The 16,908-nt window shown below is 70.5% G+C and carries 17 protein-coding genes; 7 read left to right on the top strand and 10 right to left on the bottom strand.

From position 1 onward, the window contains the following. Positions 1–379: 379 nt before the first annotated feature. Positions 380–1,030: a DNA-3-methyladenine glycosylase gene (locus ACF088_RS26780; protein WP_392378363.1), complete on the bottom strand. Its 651-nt coding sequence runs from the start codon at positions 1,028–1,030 to the stop codon at positions 380–382. Between the two features lie 169 nt (positions 1,031–1,199). Between ACF088_RS26780 and ACF088_RS26775 the strand changes: the two genes are divergently transcribed. From ACF088_RS26775 to ACF088_RS26765, 3 genes are all read left to right on the top strand, one after another. After that, complete coding sequence (locus ACF088_RS26775) at positions 1,200–1,982, top strand: sporulation protein (RefSeq protein ID WP_350250185.1); 783 nt, start codon at positions 1,200–1,202, stop codon at positions 1,980–1,982. A 42-nt stretch (positions 1,983–2,024) separates the two neighbouring features. Next, complete coding sequence (locus ACF088_RS26770) at positions 2,025–2,564, top strand: YbhB/YbcL family Raf kinase inhibitor-like protein (RefSeq protein ID WP_392378362.1); 540 nt, start codon at positions 2,025–2,027, stop codon at positions 2,562–2,564. A 391-nt stretch (positions 2,565–2,955) separates the two neighbouring features. Beyond that, positions 2,956–3,459 carry an HNH endonuclease gene (locus ACF088_RS26765; protein WP_392378361.1) on the top strand — a complete coding sequence of 168 codons (504 nt, stop codon included), beginning with the start codon at positions 2,956–2,958 and terminating at the stop codon, positions 3,457–3,459. A gap of 48 nt (positions 3,460–3,507) precedes the next feature. Here ACF088_RS26765 and ACF088_RS26760 read toward each other — a convergent pair whose 3' ends face one another. The 4 genes from ACF088_RS26760 to ACF088_RS26745 all read right to left on the bottom strand — a co-directional run bounded on the left by ACF088_RS26760 (position 3,508) and on the right by ACF088_RS26745 (position 6,737). After that, on the bottom strand, positions 3,508–4,275 hold the full coding sequence (locus ACF088_RS26760) for a sulfite exporter TauE/SafE family protein (protein ID WP_392378360.1): 768 nt from the start codon (positions 4,273–4,275) through the stop codon (positions 3,508–3,510). A 62-nt stretch (positions 4,276–4,337) separates the two neighbouring features. Next, on the bottom strand, positions 4,338–5,276 hold the full coding sequence (locus ACF088_RS26755) for an SPFH domain-containing protein (RefSeq protein ID WP_030087611.1): 939 nt from the start codon (positions 5,274–5,276) through the stop codon (positions 4,338–4,340). Between the two features lie 101 nt (positions 5,277–5,377). Then, positions 5,378–5,791 carry an NfeD family protein gene (locus tag ACF088_RS26750; RefSeq protein ID WP_392378374.1) on the bottom strand — a complete coding sequence of 138 codons (414 nt, stop codon included), beginning with the start codon at positions 5,789–5,791 and terminating at the stop codon, positions 5,378–5,380. Positions 5,792–5,942: 151 nt separating this feature from the next. Beyond that, on the bottom strand, positions 5,943–6,737 hold the full coding sequence (locus tag ACF088_RS26745; RefSeq protein ID WP_392378373.1) for an ABC transporter ATP-binding protein: 795 nt from the start codon (positions 6,735–6,737) through the stop codon (positions 5,943–5,945). A 107-nt stretch (positions 6,738–6,844) separates the two neighbouring features. On the opposite strand from ACF088_RS26745, the gene ACF088_RS26740 reads away from it, so the two are divergent. Beyond that, positions 6,845–7,660 carry a hypothetical protein gene (locus ACF088_RS26740; RefSeq protein WP_392378359.1) on the top strand — a complete coding sequence of 272 codons (816 nt, stop codon included), beginning with the start codon at positions 6,845–6,847 and terminating at the stop codon, positions 7,658–7,660. 102 nt (positions 7,661–7,762) lie between these two features. Here the strand turns inward: ACF088_RS26740 and ACF088_RS26735 are convergent, their stop codons facing one another. The 4 genes from ACF088_RS26735 to ACF088_RS26720 all read right to left on the bottom strand — a co-directional run bounded on the left by ACF088_RS26735 (position 7,763) and on the right by ACF088_RS26720 (position 10,630). Next, positions 7,763–8,008 carry a chaplin gene (locus ACF088_RS26735; RefSeq protein ID WP_392378358.1) on the bottom strand — a complete coding sequence of 82 codons (246 nt, stop codon included), beginning with the start codon at positions 8,006–8,008 and terminating at the stop codon, positions 7,763–7,765. 159 nt (positions 8,009–8,167) lie between these two features. Then, a complete protein-coding gene (locus ACF088_RS26730; RefSeq protein WP_392378356.1) occupies positions 8,168–8,410 on the bottom strand; it encodes a chaplin in 243 nt (80 codons plus the stop codon). A 359-nt stretch (positions 8,411–8,769) separates the two neighbouring features. Next, positions 8,770–9,492 (bottom strand): response regulator, encoded by a 723-nt coding sequence (locus ACF088_RS26725; RefSeq protein ID WP_392378354.1) that lies wholly within the window; start codon positions 9,490–9,492, stop codon positions 8,770–8,772. Further along, complete coding sequence (locus ACF088_RS26720) at positions 9,485–10,630, bottom strand: GAF domain-containing sensor histidine kinase (protein WP_392378352.1); 1,146 nt, start codon at positions 10,628–10,630, stop codon at positions 9,485–9,487. The genes ACF088_RS26725 and ACF088_RS26720 overlap by 8 nt, the downstream gene beginning before the upstream one ends. A 185-nt stretch (positions 10,631–10,815) precedes the next feature. On the opposite strand from ACF088_RS26720, the gene ACF088_RS26715 reads away from it, so the two are divergent. The 3 genes from ACF088_RS26715 (at position 10,816) to ACF088_RS26705 (ending at position 14,106) form a co-directional block, all read left to right on the top strand. Further along, the gene (locus tag ACF088_RS26715; protein ID WP_392378351.1) at positions 10,816–11,742 is read left to right on the top strand and encodes an SDR family NAD(P)-dependent oxidoreductase; all 927 of its coding nucleotides are present in this window, start codon (positions 10,816–10,818) and stop codon (positions 11,740–11,742) included. Next, positions 11,742–12,872, top strand: a complete 1,131-nt coding sequence (locus ACF088_RS26710) for an S-adenosylmethionine:tRNA ribosyltransferase-isomerase (RefSeq protein WP_392378372.1) — start codon at positions 11,742–11,744, stop codon at positions 12,870–12,872. The genes ACF088_RS26715 and ACF088_RS26710 overlap by 1 nt, the downstream gene beginning before the upstream one ends. A 439-nt stretch (positions 12,873–13,311) precedes the next feature. Then, on the top strand, positions 13,312–14,106 hold the full coding sequence (locus ACF088_RS26705) for a transglycosylase SLT domain-containing protein (RefSeq protein WP_392378350.1): 795 nt from the start codon (positions 13,312–13,314) through the stop codon (positions 14,104–14,106). A 97-nt stretch (positions 14,107–14,203) separates the two neighbouring features. On the opposite strand, the gene ACF088_RS26700 is transcribed toward ACF088_RS26705, so the two are convergent. Further along, positions 14,204–16,801, bottom strand: coding sequence for an FHA domain-containing protein (locus ACF088_RS26700; protein WP_392378349.1), 2,598 nt, complete (start codon positions 16,799–16,801; stop codon positions 14,204–14,206). Between the last annotated feature and the right edge of the window lie 107 nt (positions 16,802–16,908).

Raw genomic sequence — 16,908 nt, 5'->3', positions numbered from 1 at the left:
TTTCGGCTTCTTCGCGTTTCCAACCTTACCAGATCCGTTTCCGTCTCTGGCCCCCTGTTGGAGCGGGTCGGCCGTTCGGCTTTCGCTTTCCGGCCCTTCCGACTCTAGCAGATCCGGTTTCTTTCGATTCCGGTTCCGATATCCGTCGGAGGTCCGCCCTGGGGCAGTTATTTACTGCTGCCCTTTCGGCGTGGTTACTACTTTAGCGGCTTTCCCTGGCGCCTCATAATCGAGGCGGCCGGATCGAATTTCGGCAACGCGAAATAAGGCCCGTTAGGGAACCGATCGGAGTAGTTGGTTGTGCCGCCTGGCGGTCTGCGCAAATAGCGCTGCCCGTCTCCAGCGGCTCGGGCTACGTTAGGCGGTCGGCGACACAGAGTCAAGTAGCGCTGGTGGTGCGGCGTCGGGGGACGTGAGGGCGGTAGGGGCTGACCGTGGGGTCGTCGGCGATCCAGTAGCGCCAGGGGTGGTCGGCTCCGCCGCCGCCGACGCCCGTGCGCGGACCGCTGCGCACCAGCGCGGGGGCGGGCGGCCGGCCGTGCAGGACGGAGAGGGGGGCGGTGGCTTTGCTGCACAGGTCGGTGCCGTCGAGGGTGCGGTCGATGTCGAGGGCGGTGGCCAGGCGGGCCGGGCCTTTTGCCAGTTCGTCGGTGTTGCGGGCCTTGGGGCGGCGGGTGGCCGCCAGGGACGCGCCGGTGAGGATCTCGCCGGCGCGCAGGAGGACACCGCTCGCCTTGTCCTCGGGGCCGCAGACCGCGTTGAGGCTGAACCACATCCCGTAGATGAAGTAGACGTACGCATGGCCGGGCGGGCCGAACATGGTGGCGTTGCGCGCGGTGCGGCCGCGGTAGGCGTGGGAGCCGGGGTCGGTGTCACCGTCGTATGCCTCGACCTCGGTGAGGCGGAGTTCGATCGGACCGTCCGGGGTGTTGCGGCAGAGGATGCGGCCCAGCAGGTCGGGGGCCACGTCCACCACGGGACGGTCGAAGAAGTCGTGGGTGAGCGGCATACGTTCCGGTACGTCGGTCATGCGGACCGAGAGTAGTGCAGCTGTTGGAGAGGTCGGCTGGCCATGGGGACGCCGGGGTTGGGAAAGTGTGGCCGTGGAACCGGGTCGTACGGTTTCGCGTGCGTAGGGATCAAGCCGAGAGCTCGGCGCGCAATACAGAGCACAGGCGTTTTGCCTGGGGAGGACGAGCATGGGATTCAAGAAGCTGCTGGCGAGCCTGGGCGCCGGGGGTGCGTCGGTGGAGACGGTGCTCTTTGAGGAGAACGTCGTTCCCGGTGGGGTCGTACAGGGCGAGGTGCGGATCCAGGGCGGGTCCGTGGCCCAGGACATCCAGGGGCTGTCCGTCGGACTGCAGGCGCGGGTCGAGGTCGAGAGCGGCGACGAGGAGTACAAGCGGAACATCGAGTTCACCAAGGTGCAGCTGGGCGGTGCCTTTGCGGTGCAGCCGGGTGCCGCGCACACCGTGCCGTTCGGGCTGGAGATTCCGTGGGAGACGCCGATCACCACGTTCCTGGGGACGCATCTGCACGGGATGAACGTCGGGGTGACGACGGAGCTGGCGATCGCGCGGGCGGTGGACTCCGGCGACCTGGACCCGGTGAATGTGCATCCGCTGCCGGCGCAGCAGGCGATCCTGGACGCGTTCGGGCGGCTGGGGTTCCGTTTCAAGGCCGCTGATCTCGAGCAGGGGCACATCAGGGGAACGCGACAGCGGCTCCCCTTCTACCAGGAGATCGAGTTCCATGCGCCGCAGCAGTACCGGGGCCTGAACCAGGTCGAGCTGTCGTTCGTGGCGGACGACCGGGAGATGGACGTCGTCCTGGAGATGGACAAGAAGCCCGGTCTGTTCAGCGAGGGGTCGGACACCTACCGGTCGTTCACGGTCGGGCTGAACGACTTCGAGGGGACCGACTGGGCGGGTTACCTCAACCAGTGGCTGGCGGAGGTCGGCGGTAAGCGGAACTGGCTCTAACCTGGCCGGACAGGTGTCAGCAAACGACCAGGAGGTGTTGCAGTGTCCGAGCTGAAGCGGCGGCCGCTCCCGCACGATTTCCATCCGCCGGTGCCGGAGTTCACGGTGCTGAGCGACGAGGTGGAGCCGGGCGGGACGCTGCGGCCGGAGCAGGTGTTCGCCGAGGGGAACCGTTCGCCGCAGTTGCGGTGGGAGGGTGCGCCCGCGGGGACCAAGAGCTACGCCGTCACCTGCTACGACCCGGACGCGCCGACGGGCAGTGGCTTTTGGCACTGGACGCTGTTCGACATTCCGGCGGCGGTGACGGAGCTGCCGGCCGGTGCCGGGTCCGGGGAGATGAAGGGGCTGCCCGAGGGCGCCGTACATGTCCGTAACGACTACGGGACGCGGGACTTCGGGGGCGCTGCGCCGCCGCCCGGGGACGGTCCGCACCGCTATGTGTTCACGGTGTACGCGGTGGACCAGGAGAAGCTCGGTCCGGACGCCGAGGCCTCGCCCGCGGTAGTGGGCTTCAACCTGCGGTTCCACACGCTCGGGCGGGCCCAGTTGATCGCCGAATTCGAGCTGCCCGCGGCGGGCTGAGCGCGGTAATTCCATTGCGCCCCGGCGCTTCTCGCACGCACTGTGGTTCCCGTGTCGCCGCCCCGTAAGAAGGGCGTGGGACAGCAGGTACCGCAGTGGCGGGAGCGGCGGGGCGCAGGTGTGTCGCCCGCTGTTCGCCGGAGCCCGAATGTGTCTCGGGTGTCCTCATCGGCTGCCGTTCGCTCCGGGTCCCGGTAATTCACGGGGGTGGGACCCGGAGCGCACTCTTTTCCGCGGCCCGGGAGGCGCCGCCGGTCCCCTCTTTTTCATCTGCTGATCGTCCTCCATTTCCCTTGTGGCATGCGGAAATTGCGTTGTTCGGGGAATACCTGCCGCTGCACAGTGGAGCAGCTTCGCCGCGGGGGCGAAGCGGGTCCGGGAGGTGGGCGGGATGCGCGAGACGCTGGTGCTCAATGCGAGCTTCGAGCCGCTGTCGACGGTGTCGCTGCGGCGTGCGGTGGTGCTGGTCATGCAGGACAAAGCGGTCATCGAGCACGCTCACCCGGGGCTGCGGATCCGTGCCGCTGCGGTGGACGTGCCGGTGCCACAGGTGATCAGACTCTGCCGATACGTACGGGTGCCGTTCCGACAACGGGCGCCCTGGTCGCGGCGCGGAGTGCTGGTGCGTGACCAGCACCGGTGTGCGTACTGCGGGCGCCGGGCGACGACCGTGGACCATGTCGTGCCGCGGTCGCACGGCGGCGGGGACACCTGGCTGAATACCGTTGCCTCGTGTGCGGAGGACAATCACCGCAAGGCGGACCGTACGCCCGAGCAGGCGGGGATGCGGCTGCTGCGGCGGCCGTTCGAGCCGACGCCGGCCGATGCGCTGCTGTCGACGCTGGGGGTGTCGGTGCGGGACGGGCTGCCGGAGTGGCTGGCGCTGCCTGCGTAGTGCGCGGCCGGCCGGTCCGCCGGGTACCGGGCCGTCGCCCGGCTCGCCTCATTTGAGGAGGAGTTGGGCGATGGCCAGCAGGCCGACGACGACGATGACGGCGCGCAGGGCGGTGGGTGGCAGACGGCGGCCCACCTTCGCGCCGAGCTGGCCGCCGAGGGCGGACCCGACCGCGATCAGGCCGACGGCGGCCCAGTCGAAGTGCGCGACGAAGAGGAAGAAGACCGCGGCGACGCCGTTGACGATCGCGGCGAGGACGTTCTTGAGGGCGTTGATGCGCTGCAGGTCCTCGTCGAGCAGCAGCCCCATCAGGGAGACGTAGAGCACGCCCTGGGCGGCGCCGAAGTAGCCACCGTAGGCGCTGGCGACCAGCAGGCCGGCCGACAAGACGATGCCGCCGTCGCGGTGGGGGATGGTGCCGTTGCGCTCGCGGCGGGCGCGGAGCGCGGCGGACAGCTTGGGCTGGACGATGACGAGTACCAGCGCGACGGCGATCAGGGCGGGGACGATCGCGTCGAAAGCCTCCGAGGGCAGTGCGAGCAGCAGGATCGCTCCGGTCAGGCCCCCGACGAGGGCGGTGACGCCGAAGCGGAGGATCCGGCGGCCCTGGCCGACGAGTTCGCGGCGGTAGCCTATGGCTCCGCTGATCGAACCGGGCACCAGGCCAAGCGTGTTGGACACGTTGGCGGTGACGGGTGGCAGGCCGAAGGCGAGCAGCACCGGGAAGGTGATCAGGGTGCCGGATCCGACGACGGTGTTGATCGTGCCGGCGCCGATTCCGGCGGCGAGGACGGCGATGGCTTCCCAGATGGTCACGCGAATTCCCCCGTGCATGATCGGTACGGTTCCTCCCGATCATGCACCAGTGGGCCGGCCCGTCAGTCGATCGGGGGTGCTTCGCGGTTCGGCGAGCTGGGCTTGGGGATGGATCCGCCGCCGGTCGGCGGGGTGAAGTTGCCGAGGGCGCCGCCGAGGCCCTTGAGCGCGTCACCGATCTCGCTGGGCACGATCCAGAGCTTGTTGGCGTCGCCTTCGGCGATCTTCGGGAGCATCTGGAGGTACTGGTAGGAGAGCAGCTTCTGGTCCGGGTCGCCTGCGTGGATCGACTCGAAGACCACCCGGATCGCCTGGGCCTCACCCTCGGCGCGCAGGGCCGCGGCCTTGGCCTCACCTTCGGCGCGCAGGATCGAGGACTGCTTCTCACCTTCGGCGGTGAGGATCTGGGACTGCCGGACACCTTCGGCCTGGAGGATGGCGGCGCGCTTGTCACGGTCGGCGCGCATCTGCTTCTCCATCGAGTCCTGGATGGAGGTCGGCGGCTCGATGGCCTTCAGCTCGACGCGGTTGACGCGGATGCCCCACTTGCCGGTGGCCTCGTCGAGCACGCCGCGCAGTGCCGCGTTGATCTCCTCGCGGGAGGTCAGGGTCCGCTCCAGGTCCATGCCGCCGATGATGTTCCGCAGGGTGGTGACGGTCAGCTGCTCGATGGCCTGGATATAGCTGGCGACCTCGTAGGTCGCAGCGCGGGCGTCGGTCACCTGGTAGTAGATGACGGTGTCGATGTTCACGACCAGGTTGTCCTGGGTGATCACCGGCTGCGGCGGGAACGGCACGACCTGCTCGCGGAGGTCGATGCGGTTGCGGATGGAGTCGATGAACGGGACGACGATGTTCAGGCCCGCGTTGAGGGTGCGGGTGTAGCGGCCGAAGCGTTCGACGATGGCGGCGCTGGCCTGTGGGATGACCTGGATCGTTTTGATGAGTGCGATGAACACGAGCACCACCAGGATGATCAGGACGATGATGATCGGTTCCACAGCGGCTCCCGTGCCCTTCGTTGCTGGTCCGCGCCGGCCGGTGACCGGCTTGCCATTGATCAGTCTTTCAGAGTCGTGGCTCGTCGCGCAGCGTGTTCGGGTCAGATGACGACGGCGGTGGCGCCTTCGATCTCGACGACGTCCACCTGCTGGCCGGGCTCGTATACCTGGCTGCCGTCGAGGGAACGGGCGGACCAGACCTCACCGGCGAGTTTGATACGGCCGCCGCCCCCGCCGTCGACCCGCTCCAGGACCGTGGCGCTCCTGCCCTTCAGCGCGTCGATGCCGGAGGCGAGTTGGGGGCTCTGGCCGCGGTGGCGGTTGGCGAGGGGGCGTACGACGGCGATCAGCGCCACCGATACGGCGGCGAACACGAGGAATTGCGGGACGGTGCCGCCACCGAGACCCGCGGTGACGGCACCGGCGACGGCACCGACCGCGAGCATCCCGAATTCGGGCATCGCGGTCACGACGAGGGGAATGCCCAGTCCTACGGCGGCGATCAGCCACCACACCCATGGATCCACGGCTTCATGGTAGATCCGTGCGGCGGTCCGGGACAGGGCGCGATCGGTCAGCTGCCGGAAGCACGCGGTGCCGCGACGGGGTCCCCCGGACGGACTCCGGGGGGAGGCTCGTTGAGGAGGGCGGTCCGGCGACGGGCGGTCAGGTCAGGGGCAGGCCCTGCGCGGTCCAGCGGTCGTTGCCGTTGCGCTCGACGATCAGCGGAAGGCCGAAGCAGTGGGAGAGGTTGCTGGAGGTGAGTTCGAGTTCGAGGGGGCCGGCGGCCAGCACCTTGCCCTGACGGATCATCAGGACGTGGGTGAAGCCCGGGGCGATCTCCTCGACGTGGTGGGTGACCATGATCATCGAGGGGGCGTACGGGTCGCGGGCGAGGCGGCCGAGGCGGCGGACCAGGTCCTCGCGGCCGCCGAGGTCGAGACCGGCGGCCGGCTCGTCCAGCAGGAGCAGCTCGGGGTCGGTCATCATGGCGCGGGCGATCAGGGTGCGCTTGCGCTCGCCCTCGGAGAGGGTGCCGAACTTCCGGTCGAGATAGGCGGTCATGCCGAGGCGGTCGAGGAAGGCGCGGGCGCGCTGCTCGTCGATGTCCTCGTAGCTCTCCTGCCAGCCGGCCGTCATGCCGTACGCGGCGGTGAGCACGGTCTGCAGGACGGTCTGACTGCGGGGCAGCTTGTCGGCCAGCGCGATGCCGGCGATGCCGATGCGCGGGCGCAGATCGAAGACGTCGACCCTGCCGAGCTGCTCGCCGAGGATCGAGGCGCTGCCGGAGCTCGGGAAGAGATAGCTGGAGGCGAGGTTGAGCAGGGTGGTCTTGCCGGCGCCGTTGGGGCCGAGGATCACCCAGCGCTCCCCTTCCTTCACCGACCAGGAGACCTGGTCCACCAGAGCCCGTCCTTCGCGGACCACGGATACGTCCACCAGCTCCAGCACATCGCTCATGAGCGCGTTGTCTCCCATTGCTTCTCGGTCGTCGCGTACACCTGTAGGCGCAGCCCCCCTGCAAACCTACGCCACTCGTTGTCGGTGCTCTTCCCTAGGCTGGGGACATGCTCGATGAACCACGTTCAGGACGGCTTGCGGCATGGGGAAATGCCCTTTTGGCCGGACTTGTCTCACCTGATGAAGCCGCGCATCGGATCGCGGACGACGATGCGGTGCACCGCGTGGAAGGCCTGCCCGGGGAGGAGGCGCCGGTCGGCCTGACACTCGCGCTGGGGCGGCTGCGGACGCTGGGGGCGAGGGGCCTGCGGGTGGCCCTGCCGGCTCCCGGGCATCCCCTGGGCCTGTGCGGACCGCCGGAATTCAATGCGCGGGCGCTGGAGGCCGAGGAGGCGGTGCTCGCCCCGGGGGCCGGGCTGGGCCTGATCCCGGAGACGTACGAAGCCGGGCCGGAGGGTGGCACCGGACCGGATGTGCATGTGGAGGTGGTCTGGCGCTGTCTGCCGGTGCGGGAGGCGCCGCCGGCCGATGTGCCGTCGCTGGGCGAGGCCGAGCGGGAGCTGGCTCAGGCGCTGCGGGAGGCGACCGAACTGCTCTCGAAGCTGGATGTGGCCGGGGCCGGGCCGGTGGCACAGGCGGCGCTGGAGGCGTACCGGGCGCGGGCGGAGGCCGGCCGGCAGGTGCTGGCTCCCGGGTATCCGCCGCGGGCGGTGCGGGTTTTGGAGCTGGCGCAGCGCGTCGGTGCGCTCATCGATATCGCGCAGCAGGCCGGCGGGGACGGCAGGGAGCACGGTGCGGCGGTGAGTTCGTCCGAGATCGCGGCCCGTGCCGAGGCGCTGCGGCCGGTGGAGCGTACGGCCCGGCGGGCGCAGGTGGCGGCGTACAACTCCGCGGTGGAGGAGAGGGAGCGGCACCGGGGGTGAATGGAAGCGGCCCCGCCGGACCATTGTGTGGTCGACGGGGCCTTCGCCGAACGGGCCGGACGCCTCTGGGCAGGCGAAGCCGTCCGGCCCGTTCGGACAACCTCAGTTGTTCGAGGTGGCGTTGCCGAAGGCGGGGTTGAGCGCGCCGATGACGGTCGCGGTCACGCCGGTGGCGTTCACGGGGACGTGCACGGGGACCTGGGCGACATTGCCGGAGCCGATGCCGGGGGAGAGCACGGCCGTGCCGTCGGCCTGCGCGCCACTGGTCGCGAAGGCGGATCCGGCGGCCGCACCGAGGGCGATCCCGGTGGCGGCGAGGACGAGGGCGGCCTTCTTGGCGGTGTTCATGGGGGCGTGTTCCTCACGTGGTGGCACAGGGCCGGAAAGACGATGGCGGAGGGTGGGGGGACCGGCCGCGCGTCCAGGGGAGGACGGGGCCGGTCCGGCCCGACCCGCGCGCACCATGGCATCGCGGGGGTCGGACGAGGTCCTGCGGACGTCCTGGGATCAGACGTTGACGCAGGGGTTGCCGAAGGTGGGGTTGAGCGCGCCGATGACGGTGGCGGTGACGCCGCAGGCGTTCACGGGGACGTGCACCGGGGCCTGGACGGCGTTGCCGGAGACGATCCCCGGGGAGTGCACGGCGCCGCCCTGCGCCTGCGGGGAGTGGGCCGAGGCGACGCCGGCGCCCGCGAGGGCGAGACCGCTCGCCACCATCGTGATGGCCGCTGCGCGCTTGATGTTCTTCACTTCTCTAGCTCCTCGTTGCCGTTGCCGTGGCCAGCCGCCACGACTGCACTGGACAACGGCCCGGGCCGAGAAGGGATACGCCGAATGGGCTACGGCTACACGACAGTATGAATCTCGGATCTGAAGACGACGTTCCGCTTGCGGTATCGCCCGGGGCCTGTCTTCGCGGTCCCTGTCCCGAAGTCCCAGGAGTCCCTGTCTCACAGTCCCGGCTGCCTCCGGAGCTGCCGCCGGGCGAACGACGGGGCGGCGAAGAGGGTCCGGAGGCCCGTGGGCCCGTAGGACCGTAGGCCCGTAGGCCCGTAGGCCCGTAGGCCCGTAGGGGAGCGCGTCGTACACCGGCGCTCCCCTACGGGCGTTCAGGCCCCGATGCCGTGCCGCACGGCCCACAGTGCGGCCTGCGTCCGGTCGGCGAGGTCGAGCTTCATGAGGATGTTGGAGACATGGGTCTTGACGGTCTTCTCGGACAGCACCAGCGCACGGGCGATCTCGCGGTTGGAGCGGCCGTCCGCGATCAGGCCGAGGACCTCGCGCTCCCGGTCGGTGAGGGAAGTGCCGCGTCCCTGGCCGCTGTTGTTCTCCTCCTGGGACAGCAGTGCACCGGCCACCTCGGGCTGCAGCAGGACATGGCCCGCGTGGACGGAGCGGATGGCGCCGGCCAGCGCGTCCGGGTCGATGTCCTTGTAGACGTAGCCGGCCGCGCCCGCGCGCAGCGCCGGGACGACGGTGCGCTGTTCGGTGAAGCTGGTGACCACCAGCACCCGGGCGGGGTTCTCCAGTTCGCGCAGCGTGCGGAGCGCCTCGATGCCGTCCATGCCGGGCATCTTGACGTCCATCAGGACGACGTCCGGGCGCAGCTCTTCGGCGGCGGCGATGCCCTCGGCGCCGTCGGAGGCCTCCCCCACCACCTCGATGTCGTCCTGGACCTCCAGGAACGTCCGCAGTCCACGGCGTACGACCTGGTGATCGTCGACGAGCAGCACGCGGATCGCCGGTCCGCCGCCCGTGGTCCGCGGCCCGGAGGCCGCCCCTGCTTCGTCCGCGGGAAACCCCATCGCGCCGCTCCTGTCCGTGTCAGCCACCGGGCACCTCCATCTCGACAGCGGTGCCCTTGCCGGGCTCCGATTCCACGGTGAGCTTTCCGCCGACACCGCTCGCGCGGTCATGCATCGAGACCAGGCCCAGGTGGCGGCCGGCCCGGCGCACCGTTCCGGGGTCGAATCCGCAGCCGTCGTCGGCGATCCGCAGCAGCGCGCCCTGACCGCTGCGGGTGAGGGTCACCTCGACATGCCCGGCACCGGAGTGCCGCAAGGCGTTGTGCAGCGCTTCCTGGGCCACCCGGAGCATCGCCTCCTCCTGGGCCGCGGGGAGCGCGCGGACGCAGTGTGCCGTGAAGGTGACCCGCGCCGAGTGTGCCCGGTCCAGGACCTGGATCTGAGAGCGCAGGGTGGCGACCAGGCCGTCCTCGTCCAGGGCGGCGGGCCGCAGTTCGATGACGGCGGCCCGCAGTTCGTCGGCGGCCTCCGCGGCCAGCGCGGCGACCTGGTGCAGCTCGTCCTTGGCGCGGGCCGGGTCGCGGTCGACCAGGGCGGTGGCGGCCTGGGCGGTGAGGCGGAGCGAAAAGAGCTTCTGGGCGACCGCGTCGTGCAGCTCGTGGGCGAGCCGGGCGCGCTCCCCGGCGATGGTCAGCTCGCGGCTGCGCTCGTAGAGGCGGGCGTTGGTCAGGGCGATGGCGGCGTGCTGGGCGAGTATCCCGAGCAGCCGCTCGTCCTCCTCGGTGAAACCGCAGTCGCCGGCCGGTTTGGAGCAGCGCTTGTTCGCCAGGAAGAGGGCGCCGAGGATCTCGTCGCCGTCGGCGACCGGCAGGCCGAGGAAGTCGGACATGTCCGGGTGGGCGGTCGGCCAGCCGCCGAAGCGGGGGTCCTCACGGACGTCGGCGAGCCGTTCCGGGGTGGCGTTGTGCAGCATCGCGGCGAGGATGCCGTGCTGGCGGGGCAGCGGGCCGATGGCCTTCCACTGCTCGGCGCTGACGCCGTCCACCACGAACTGGGCGAAGCCGCCGTGGTCGTCGGGCACGCCCAGGGCGGCGTATTCGGCGTTCAGCAGCTCGCGGGCCGAGGCCACGATCGTCTTGAGGACGTCGCGCACCTCCAGATGCCTGCTCATCGCCAGGATCGCGGTACTCACCGCGGGGATCCCGGCTCCCGGTCCGTTGGTCATGGGCTCACCGTACCGGCGGGGCGACCAGGCCGTATCGGTCCGCTGACGGCTGCCGCCTACGCCCACCGGCCTAGGACGAATGCCCTGGCCATGGCAGGTCCGGCGCCCGACGTCCGGGCGACGGGGGTGTTCCTACGGTGAGGGCGAGGCCGGGATCCCGGCCCGGACCGGAAGGGGACGCGATCATGCCGGTAGCGGTCATCACGGGGGCATCGAAGGGGCTGGGCCGGGCGCTCGCCGCGGCGCTGGCGGCACGGGGGTGGGATCTGGTCGTGGACGCCAGGTCGGCCGGTCCGCTGGAGGACGCGGCACGGGAGCTGCGCGGGACGGGGGTGCGGGTGGTCGCGCTGCCCGGGGATGTGGCGGACCGCGGGCACCGGGCGGCGCTGGTGGCCGCGGCCGGTGAGCTGGGCGGGCTCGATCTGCTGGTGAACAACGCGAGCGTGCTGGGGGCCGAGCCGCTGGCACGGCTGGCGGACCATCCGCTGGGCGGGCTGCGGGCGGCGCTGGAGGTGAATGTGGTGGCGCCGCTCGGACTTATCCAGGAAGCTTTGCCGCTCTTGCGGGATTCCTCCTACCTGTCCTCGTATGAGGGCGTTTTCCCCTACACAGGGAATGCTCCTTATATAGGGGATGTCGGAAATGGCACGACATACAATTCGCACCCTTACGCCGAGAATGACCGAAATGCCGGATCGTCCGATTCGTCCACTTATGAAGTGGTAAGTAGGGCAGCCAAGGGGGCGAAAGGGGCATGTGCCCGCATGGGTGGGGCGGTGCTCAACATCAGCTCGGACGCGGCCGTCGAGGCGTACCCGACGTGGGGCGGGTACGGGGCGGCGAAGGCGGCGCTGGACCAGCAGTCGGCGGTGCTCGCGGTGGAGGAGCCGGGACTGCGGGTGTGGTGGGTGGACCCGGGCGATATGCGGACCGATCTGTACACGGCCGCCGTACCGGACGACGACCCCTCCGGGCGGCCGCTGCCCGGGACCGTGGTGCCCGGACTGCTGCGCCTGCTGGACGACGAGGCCCCCAGCGGGCGGTACCGCGCGGCGGCCGGGGCGGCAGCGTCCGACGGGACGCCCGCGTCCGACGGGGCGGGTCCCCGGTGATCACGGAAGCGGTGCAGGTCCCGGCGGAGCTGTCGGCCGGGGTCCCGGCCGAGCAGCGGGGGCCCGGCCTGGCCCGGGATGCCGTACGGCTGATGGTGAGCCGGGGTGCGGCCGAGACCGGCCACCACGTCTTCGGTGAGCTGCCGGATCTGCTGGCGGCCGGGGATGTGCTGGTGGTGAACACCTCGCGGACGCTGCCGGCCGCGGTGGACGGCCGGGTCGGCGACGGCCGGGGGCGCGGCGAGCCGGTGGTGGTGCACTTCTCCACGCGGGCGGACCGGTGGCACCCGGCGGGCCGGGCGGTGGCCGGCTGCTGGGCGGTGGAGCTGCGGAGCCCGGACGGGCGGGGCAGCACCAGGCCGCGGGCGGGCGGCCCGGCCGGCACGGTGGTGCGGCTGCCCGGCGGGGCGCGGCTGGTGCTGGAGGCCCGGCTGGACCCCGCAAGCGCACGGCTGTGGTGGGCGCGGGTGGCGGGCGCGGAGATGCCCGAGCTGATGCGGCGCCACGGGCGGCCGATCCGCTACGGCTACACGGACCGGGACCAGCCGCTGGACGCGTACCAGACGGTGTTCGCGGTGGACTCCCCCGGCGGCGGCAGCGCGGAGATGCCGAGTGCCGCCCGGCCCTTCACCCCTGCGCTGGTGGCGCGGCTGGTCAGCAAGGGGGTGCAGTTCGCGCCGGTCTCGCTGCATACCGGGGTCGCCTCGGCGGAGGCGTTCGAGCCGCCGTATGCGGAGCGGTTCGTGGTGCCACCGGTCACGGCGTGGCTGGTGAACGCCGCGCGGGCCCGGCGCAGGGCGGCGGCGCGGCGGCAGCGTCCGGGCGCCCCGGCCGGGCGGATCGTGGCGGTGGGGACCACGGCCGTACGGGCACTGGAGTCGGCGGCCGGCACGGACGGGCGGGTGCGGGCCGCGGCCGGCTGGACGGAACTGGTGGTCACGCCGGAGCGCGGGGTGCGGGCGGTGGACGGCCTGCTCACCGGGCTGCACGAGCCCACCGCTTCCCATCTGCTGATGCTGGAGGCGGTGGCGGACAGCGGCGAGTCGCTGCGGCGGGCCTACGCCGCGGCGGTGCAGCGGCGCTATCTGTGGCATGAATTCGGCGATCTGCATCTCGTGCTGCCCGACTGAGCTCCGGGCGCGGTGAGGGCACGGCAGCAGCCCCGGGCGGGCTTCGTGCCCGGGGGAACCCGAGATTCCGTCGCCGGGTCTTGGCGGAGATCTCACGGAGATCACGGAGATCACGGAGATCTCACGCATACGGACTGTGCATTTGCAATTACGTCCGGCGAGACAAACACCTTCGCACTGTGACGCCGCGCATAGGACGCAGGTCACTTACGAGCCGGGTTAGTGGATCTCGCAATCCGCCATGAGCTGGGAAAGTCCTATTCGGGACGCAATATCCGGCGCCTGGGTTCCACTAACCCGGATCGTACGTCACACCTTTGCCGGGGGAATTTCCGGCCGCTAAGAATGGCCCCGTCGCTCGGCGCCGTGAACGGAATTACGGCGTTCGCCACCGCTCTGGGCCCGTGCGGCGTCCCCCCATCGGAAGGTCTGTCCCGCCATGCCTCAGCACGCCACTTCTGGTCTCCACCGCCTGACCCGGACGCACAAGCTCTCCGTTGCCGGTGTCGCCGCAGCCGGTGCCGCAGCTCTGGTCTTCACCGTCGTTCCGGGTGCCGGCGCCGATCAGGGCAAGACGCAGGCCACCGCTGTCGAGAACGTGAAGCCGGTCGCCTTCAGCGCGGTCGGTACCACCGCCGAGGCCCAGCAGGCCACGATCGCCAAGCAGGCCGACAGCTCCGCCGCCAAGGGCAAGGCCGAGGCCGCCGCCAAGAAGGCCGCGGCCGTCAAGGCCGCCAAGGCGAAGGCCGCCGCCGTAGCGAAGGCCAAGGCCGAGAAGGCGCGTGCCACGAAGGCCGCCGCGAGCCGGACCGCCGTGCGCACCGCGATCCCCGCCGCCGCGAAGCCGGCCGTGAAGCCGGCCGTGAAGCCGGTGGCCGCAAAGACCGCCGCCAAGCCGGCCGCCAAGACCTACCCGGACAACCTGGACGGCTGGATCCGCGAGTCGCTGGCCATCATGGCCAAGAAGGGCATCCCCGGCTCGTACGAGGGCATCCACCGCAACATCATGCGCGAGTCGAGCGGTAACCCGATGGCCATCAACAACTGGGACATCAACGCCATCAACGGCACCCCGTCCAAGGGCCTGCTGCAGGTCATCGCGCCGACCTTCAAGACGTACCACGTCGAAGGCACCTCCTGGAACCTGTACGACCCGGTCGCCAACATCACCGCCGCCTGCAACTACGCGGCCGACAAGTACGGCTCGATGGACAACGTCAACTCGGCCTACTGAGCCGCCGGTTCAGTCGGTCCGCAGTCGCGCACACCGCCGAGGGGCGGCACCCGGTCTCGGGTGCCGCCCCTCGGGCGTGCCGGTGCGGTGCGCGGTGCTACTTGCGCATGACCTCGGGCTCATGGCGGCGCAGCAGCCGGGCGACGACGAAGGCGAGCGCGACGCCCAGACTGATCAGGATGATCATGTCCATCACATAGACGCCGGTCTGGTGCTTCCACAGCGGGTCCGGGTTGCCGGGCTCCCAGGGCAGCAGGGTGTTCATATCGGCGGTGGCGCCCATCGCGGCGACGGCCCAGCGCGACGGCATCAGCCAGGCGAACTGTGCGACGCCCGGGGTGTCGAAGAGCTGGAAGAGCACGCCGGTGAAGACCACCTGGACGATGGCGAACATGACCAGCAGCGGCATGGTCTTCTCCGCGGTCTTCACCAGCGCGGAGATGATCAGGCCGAACATCATCGAGGTGAAGCCGAGCGCAATGATCGCCAGGGCCAATTCGATCGCCGGGGCCTTCGCCAGGATCAGGCCCTCGGAGGGCAGGTTCCGGGTCCAGAAGCCGATTCCCGCAATGATCACGCCCTGGCAGGCCGTGACCACCCCGAGCACGATCACCTTGGACATCAGATAGGCCGACCGCGACAGGCCGGTGGCCCGTTCGCGCTCGTAGATCACCCGTTCCTTGATGAGTTCGCGCACCGAGTTGGCGGCGCCCGAGAAGCACATACCGACGGCGAGGATCAGCATGATGGTGCTGGCATCGCGGTTGGTGCGGCCCTTGGTCAGCGGGCCGTAGCCGAGGCCGTAGTCGCTGGGGATCAGCATCGAGACCACGCCGAGCACCGCGGGCAGGATCAGCATCAGTCCCAAGAAGCCCCGGTCGGAAGCGAGCACCGAGACATAGCGGCGCATCAGCGTCCACAGCTGCGAGCCCCAGCTCTGGGACTTCTGTATCCGGGCCGGCGGCACCTGGACATTGACCGACTGCGGGGCGACGGCGTCGATGTCCGCGGCGTACATCTGGTAGTGCGGGGAACCGCGCCAGCGCCCCATCCAGTCGTAGTCGCGGTAGTTCTCGAACGCCGAGAAGACGTCCGCCCAGGTGTCGTACTGGAAGAAGTTGAGCGCTTCCTCGGGCGGGCCGAAGTAGGCCACGCCGCCGCCCGGGGCCATCACCAGCAGCTTGTCGCACAGCGCGAGTTCGGCCACCGAGTGGGTGACGACCAGGACCGTACGGCCGTCGTCGGCGAGGCCGCGCAGCAGCTGCATGACATCGCGGTCCATGCCCGGGTCGAGGCCCGAGGTCGGCTCGTCCAGGAAGATCAGTGACGGTTTGGTCAGCAGCTCCAGGGCCACCGACACCCGCTTGCGCTGGCCGCCGGAGAGCGAGGTGACCTTCTTGTCCTTGTGGACGTGGAGCTTGAGCTCGTGCAGCACCTCGTCGATCCGGGCCTTCCGCTCGGCATCCGCGGTGTCACCGGGGAAGCGGAGCTTGGCCGCGTACCTGAGGGCCTTCTCGACGGTCAGCTCCTTGTGCAGGATGTCGTCCTGCGGGACCAGACCGATGCGCTGGCGCAGTTCGGCGAACTGCTTGTAGAGGTTCCGGTTGTCGTAGAGGACATCGCCCTGGTTGGCGGGGCGGTAGCCGGTCAGCGCCTTGAGCAGCGTCGACTTACCGGAACCCGAGGGGCCGATGACCGCGACCAGGGACTTCTCCGGAACGCCGAAGGAGACGTCCTTGAGGATCTGCTTGCCGCCGTCGACGGTGACCGTGAGGTGGCGGGCCGAGAAGGAGACCTCACCGGTGTCGACGAACTCCTCGAGGCGGTCGCCGACCAGCCGGAAGGTGGAGTGACCGACGCCGATGATGTCGTTCGGGCCGACCGGCGCCTTGCCGGACTTGGGGACCGGCTGACCGTTGATGTAGGTGCCGTTGTGGCTGCCGAGGTCGTGGATCTCGAAACGGCCGTCGGGAGTGGCGCGGAACTCGGCGTGGTGGCGGGAGACCTGGAGGTCGGAGACGACCAGCTCGTTCTCCAGCGCACGGCCGATGCGCATCACCCGCCCCGAGTCGAGGCGGTGGAACGTGGTCGGGCTGCGGTCGCCGTGGACCGGGGTGCCGGCCTGCTGGGACTGCCGGGCCTGCTGCGGGGGCACGGCCTGCGAAGGCTGCTGGGCCTGTGGGGCCTGCTGGGCCTGCTGGGCCTGCTGGGCCTGCTGGGGCGGGACGTACGGCGGCTGCTGCTGGTCCTGCGGAGGCGCCTGCCAGCCCTGCTGTGCGGGCGGCTGGTGCCGGCCCGGCGGCTGGTGTGCGGGGGGCGCCTGCCAGCCCTGCGCGGGCTGCTGCTGCGGCGCCCTCGCGGGCTGCGCGCTGAAGGCGTCGGCGGCCGGCGCCCCGGCGGACAGGGTCACCCGGGGGCCGTCGGTGGCGTTGCCCAGATGCACGGTCGAGCCGGGGCCGATCTCCATTTGGTGGATCCGCCGGCCCTGGACGTACGTGCCGTTGGTGCTGCCCTGGTCTTCGATGATCCAGCTGTGGCCGGCCCAGCGCACGGTGGCGTGCCGCCAGGAGACCCTGGCGTCGTCGAGCACCATGTCGCCCTGCGGATCACGGCCCACGTTGTAGGACCGGGACGCATCGAGCGTCCAGGTCCTTCCGTTCAATTCGAGTACGAGTTCAGGCACTCCACGCCCCATTACATAGTCCCCCGAGTGACGCCCTGTATGGGAAGTCCAGGGATGGTGAACATCGTGAGGAACTATTTCAGGCTCGGCCCTTGGACCGGTAACCGGGACGGGGACGG

The organism is Streptomyces sp. NPDC015125 (genome assembly GCF_043080045.1).
In the GTDB taxonomy this organism is placed as follows: domain Bacteria; phylum Actinomycetota; class Actinomycetes; order Streptomycetales; family Streptomycetaceae; genus Streptomyces.
The sequence above is the reverse complement of the archived record's forward strand: the minus strand, read 5'-3'. Positions and strand labels throughout refer to the sequence as shown.

Bases quoted from the DNA above. Each gene is read 5' to 3' on its own strand.
- ACF088_RS26780 (WP_392378363.1), bottom strand. From the start codon at position 1,030: ATGACCGACGTACCGGAACGTATGCCGCTCACCCACGACTTCTTCGAC.
- ACF088_RS26775 (WP_350250185.1), top strand. From the start codon at position 1,200: ATGGGATTCAAGAAGCTGCTGGCGAGCCTGGGCGCCGGGGGTGCGTCG.
- ACF088_RS26765 (WP_392378361.1), top strand. From the start codon at position 2,956: ATGCGCGAGACGCTGGTGCTCAATGCGAGCTTCGAGCCGCTGTCGACG.
- ACF088_RS26745 (WP_392378373.1), bottom strand. From the start codon at position 6,737: ATGAGCGATGTGCTGGAGCTGGTGGACGTATCCGTGGTCCGCGAAGGA.
- ACF088_RS26740 (WP_392378359.1), top strand. From the start codon at position 6,845: ATGCTCGATGAACCACGTTCAGGACGGCTTGCGGCATGGGGAAATGCC.
- ACF088_RS26735 (WP_392378358.1), bottom strand. From the start codon at position 8,008: ATGAACACCGCCAAGAAGGCCGCCCTCGTCCTCGCCGCCACCGGGATC.
- ACF088_RS26720 (WP_392378352.1), bottom strand. From the start codon at position 10,630: ATGACCAACGGACCGGGAGCCGGGATCCCCGCGGTGAGTACCGCGATC.
- ACF088_RS26715 (WP_392378351.1), top strand. From the start codon at position 10,816: ATGCCGGTAGCGGTCATCACGGGGGCATCGAAGGGGCTGGGCCGGGCG.
- ACF088_RS26705 (WP_392378350.1), top strand. From the start codon at position 13,312: ATGCCTCAGCACGCCACTTCTGGTCTCCACCGCCTGACCCGGACGCAC.
- ACF088_RS26700 (WP_392378349.1), bottom strand. From the start codon at position 16,801: ATGGGGCGTGGAGTGCCTGAACTCGTACTCGAATTGAACGGAAGGACC.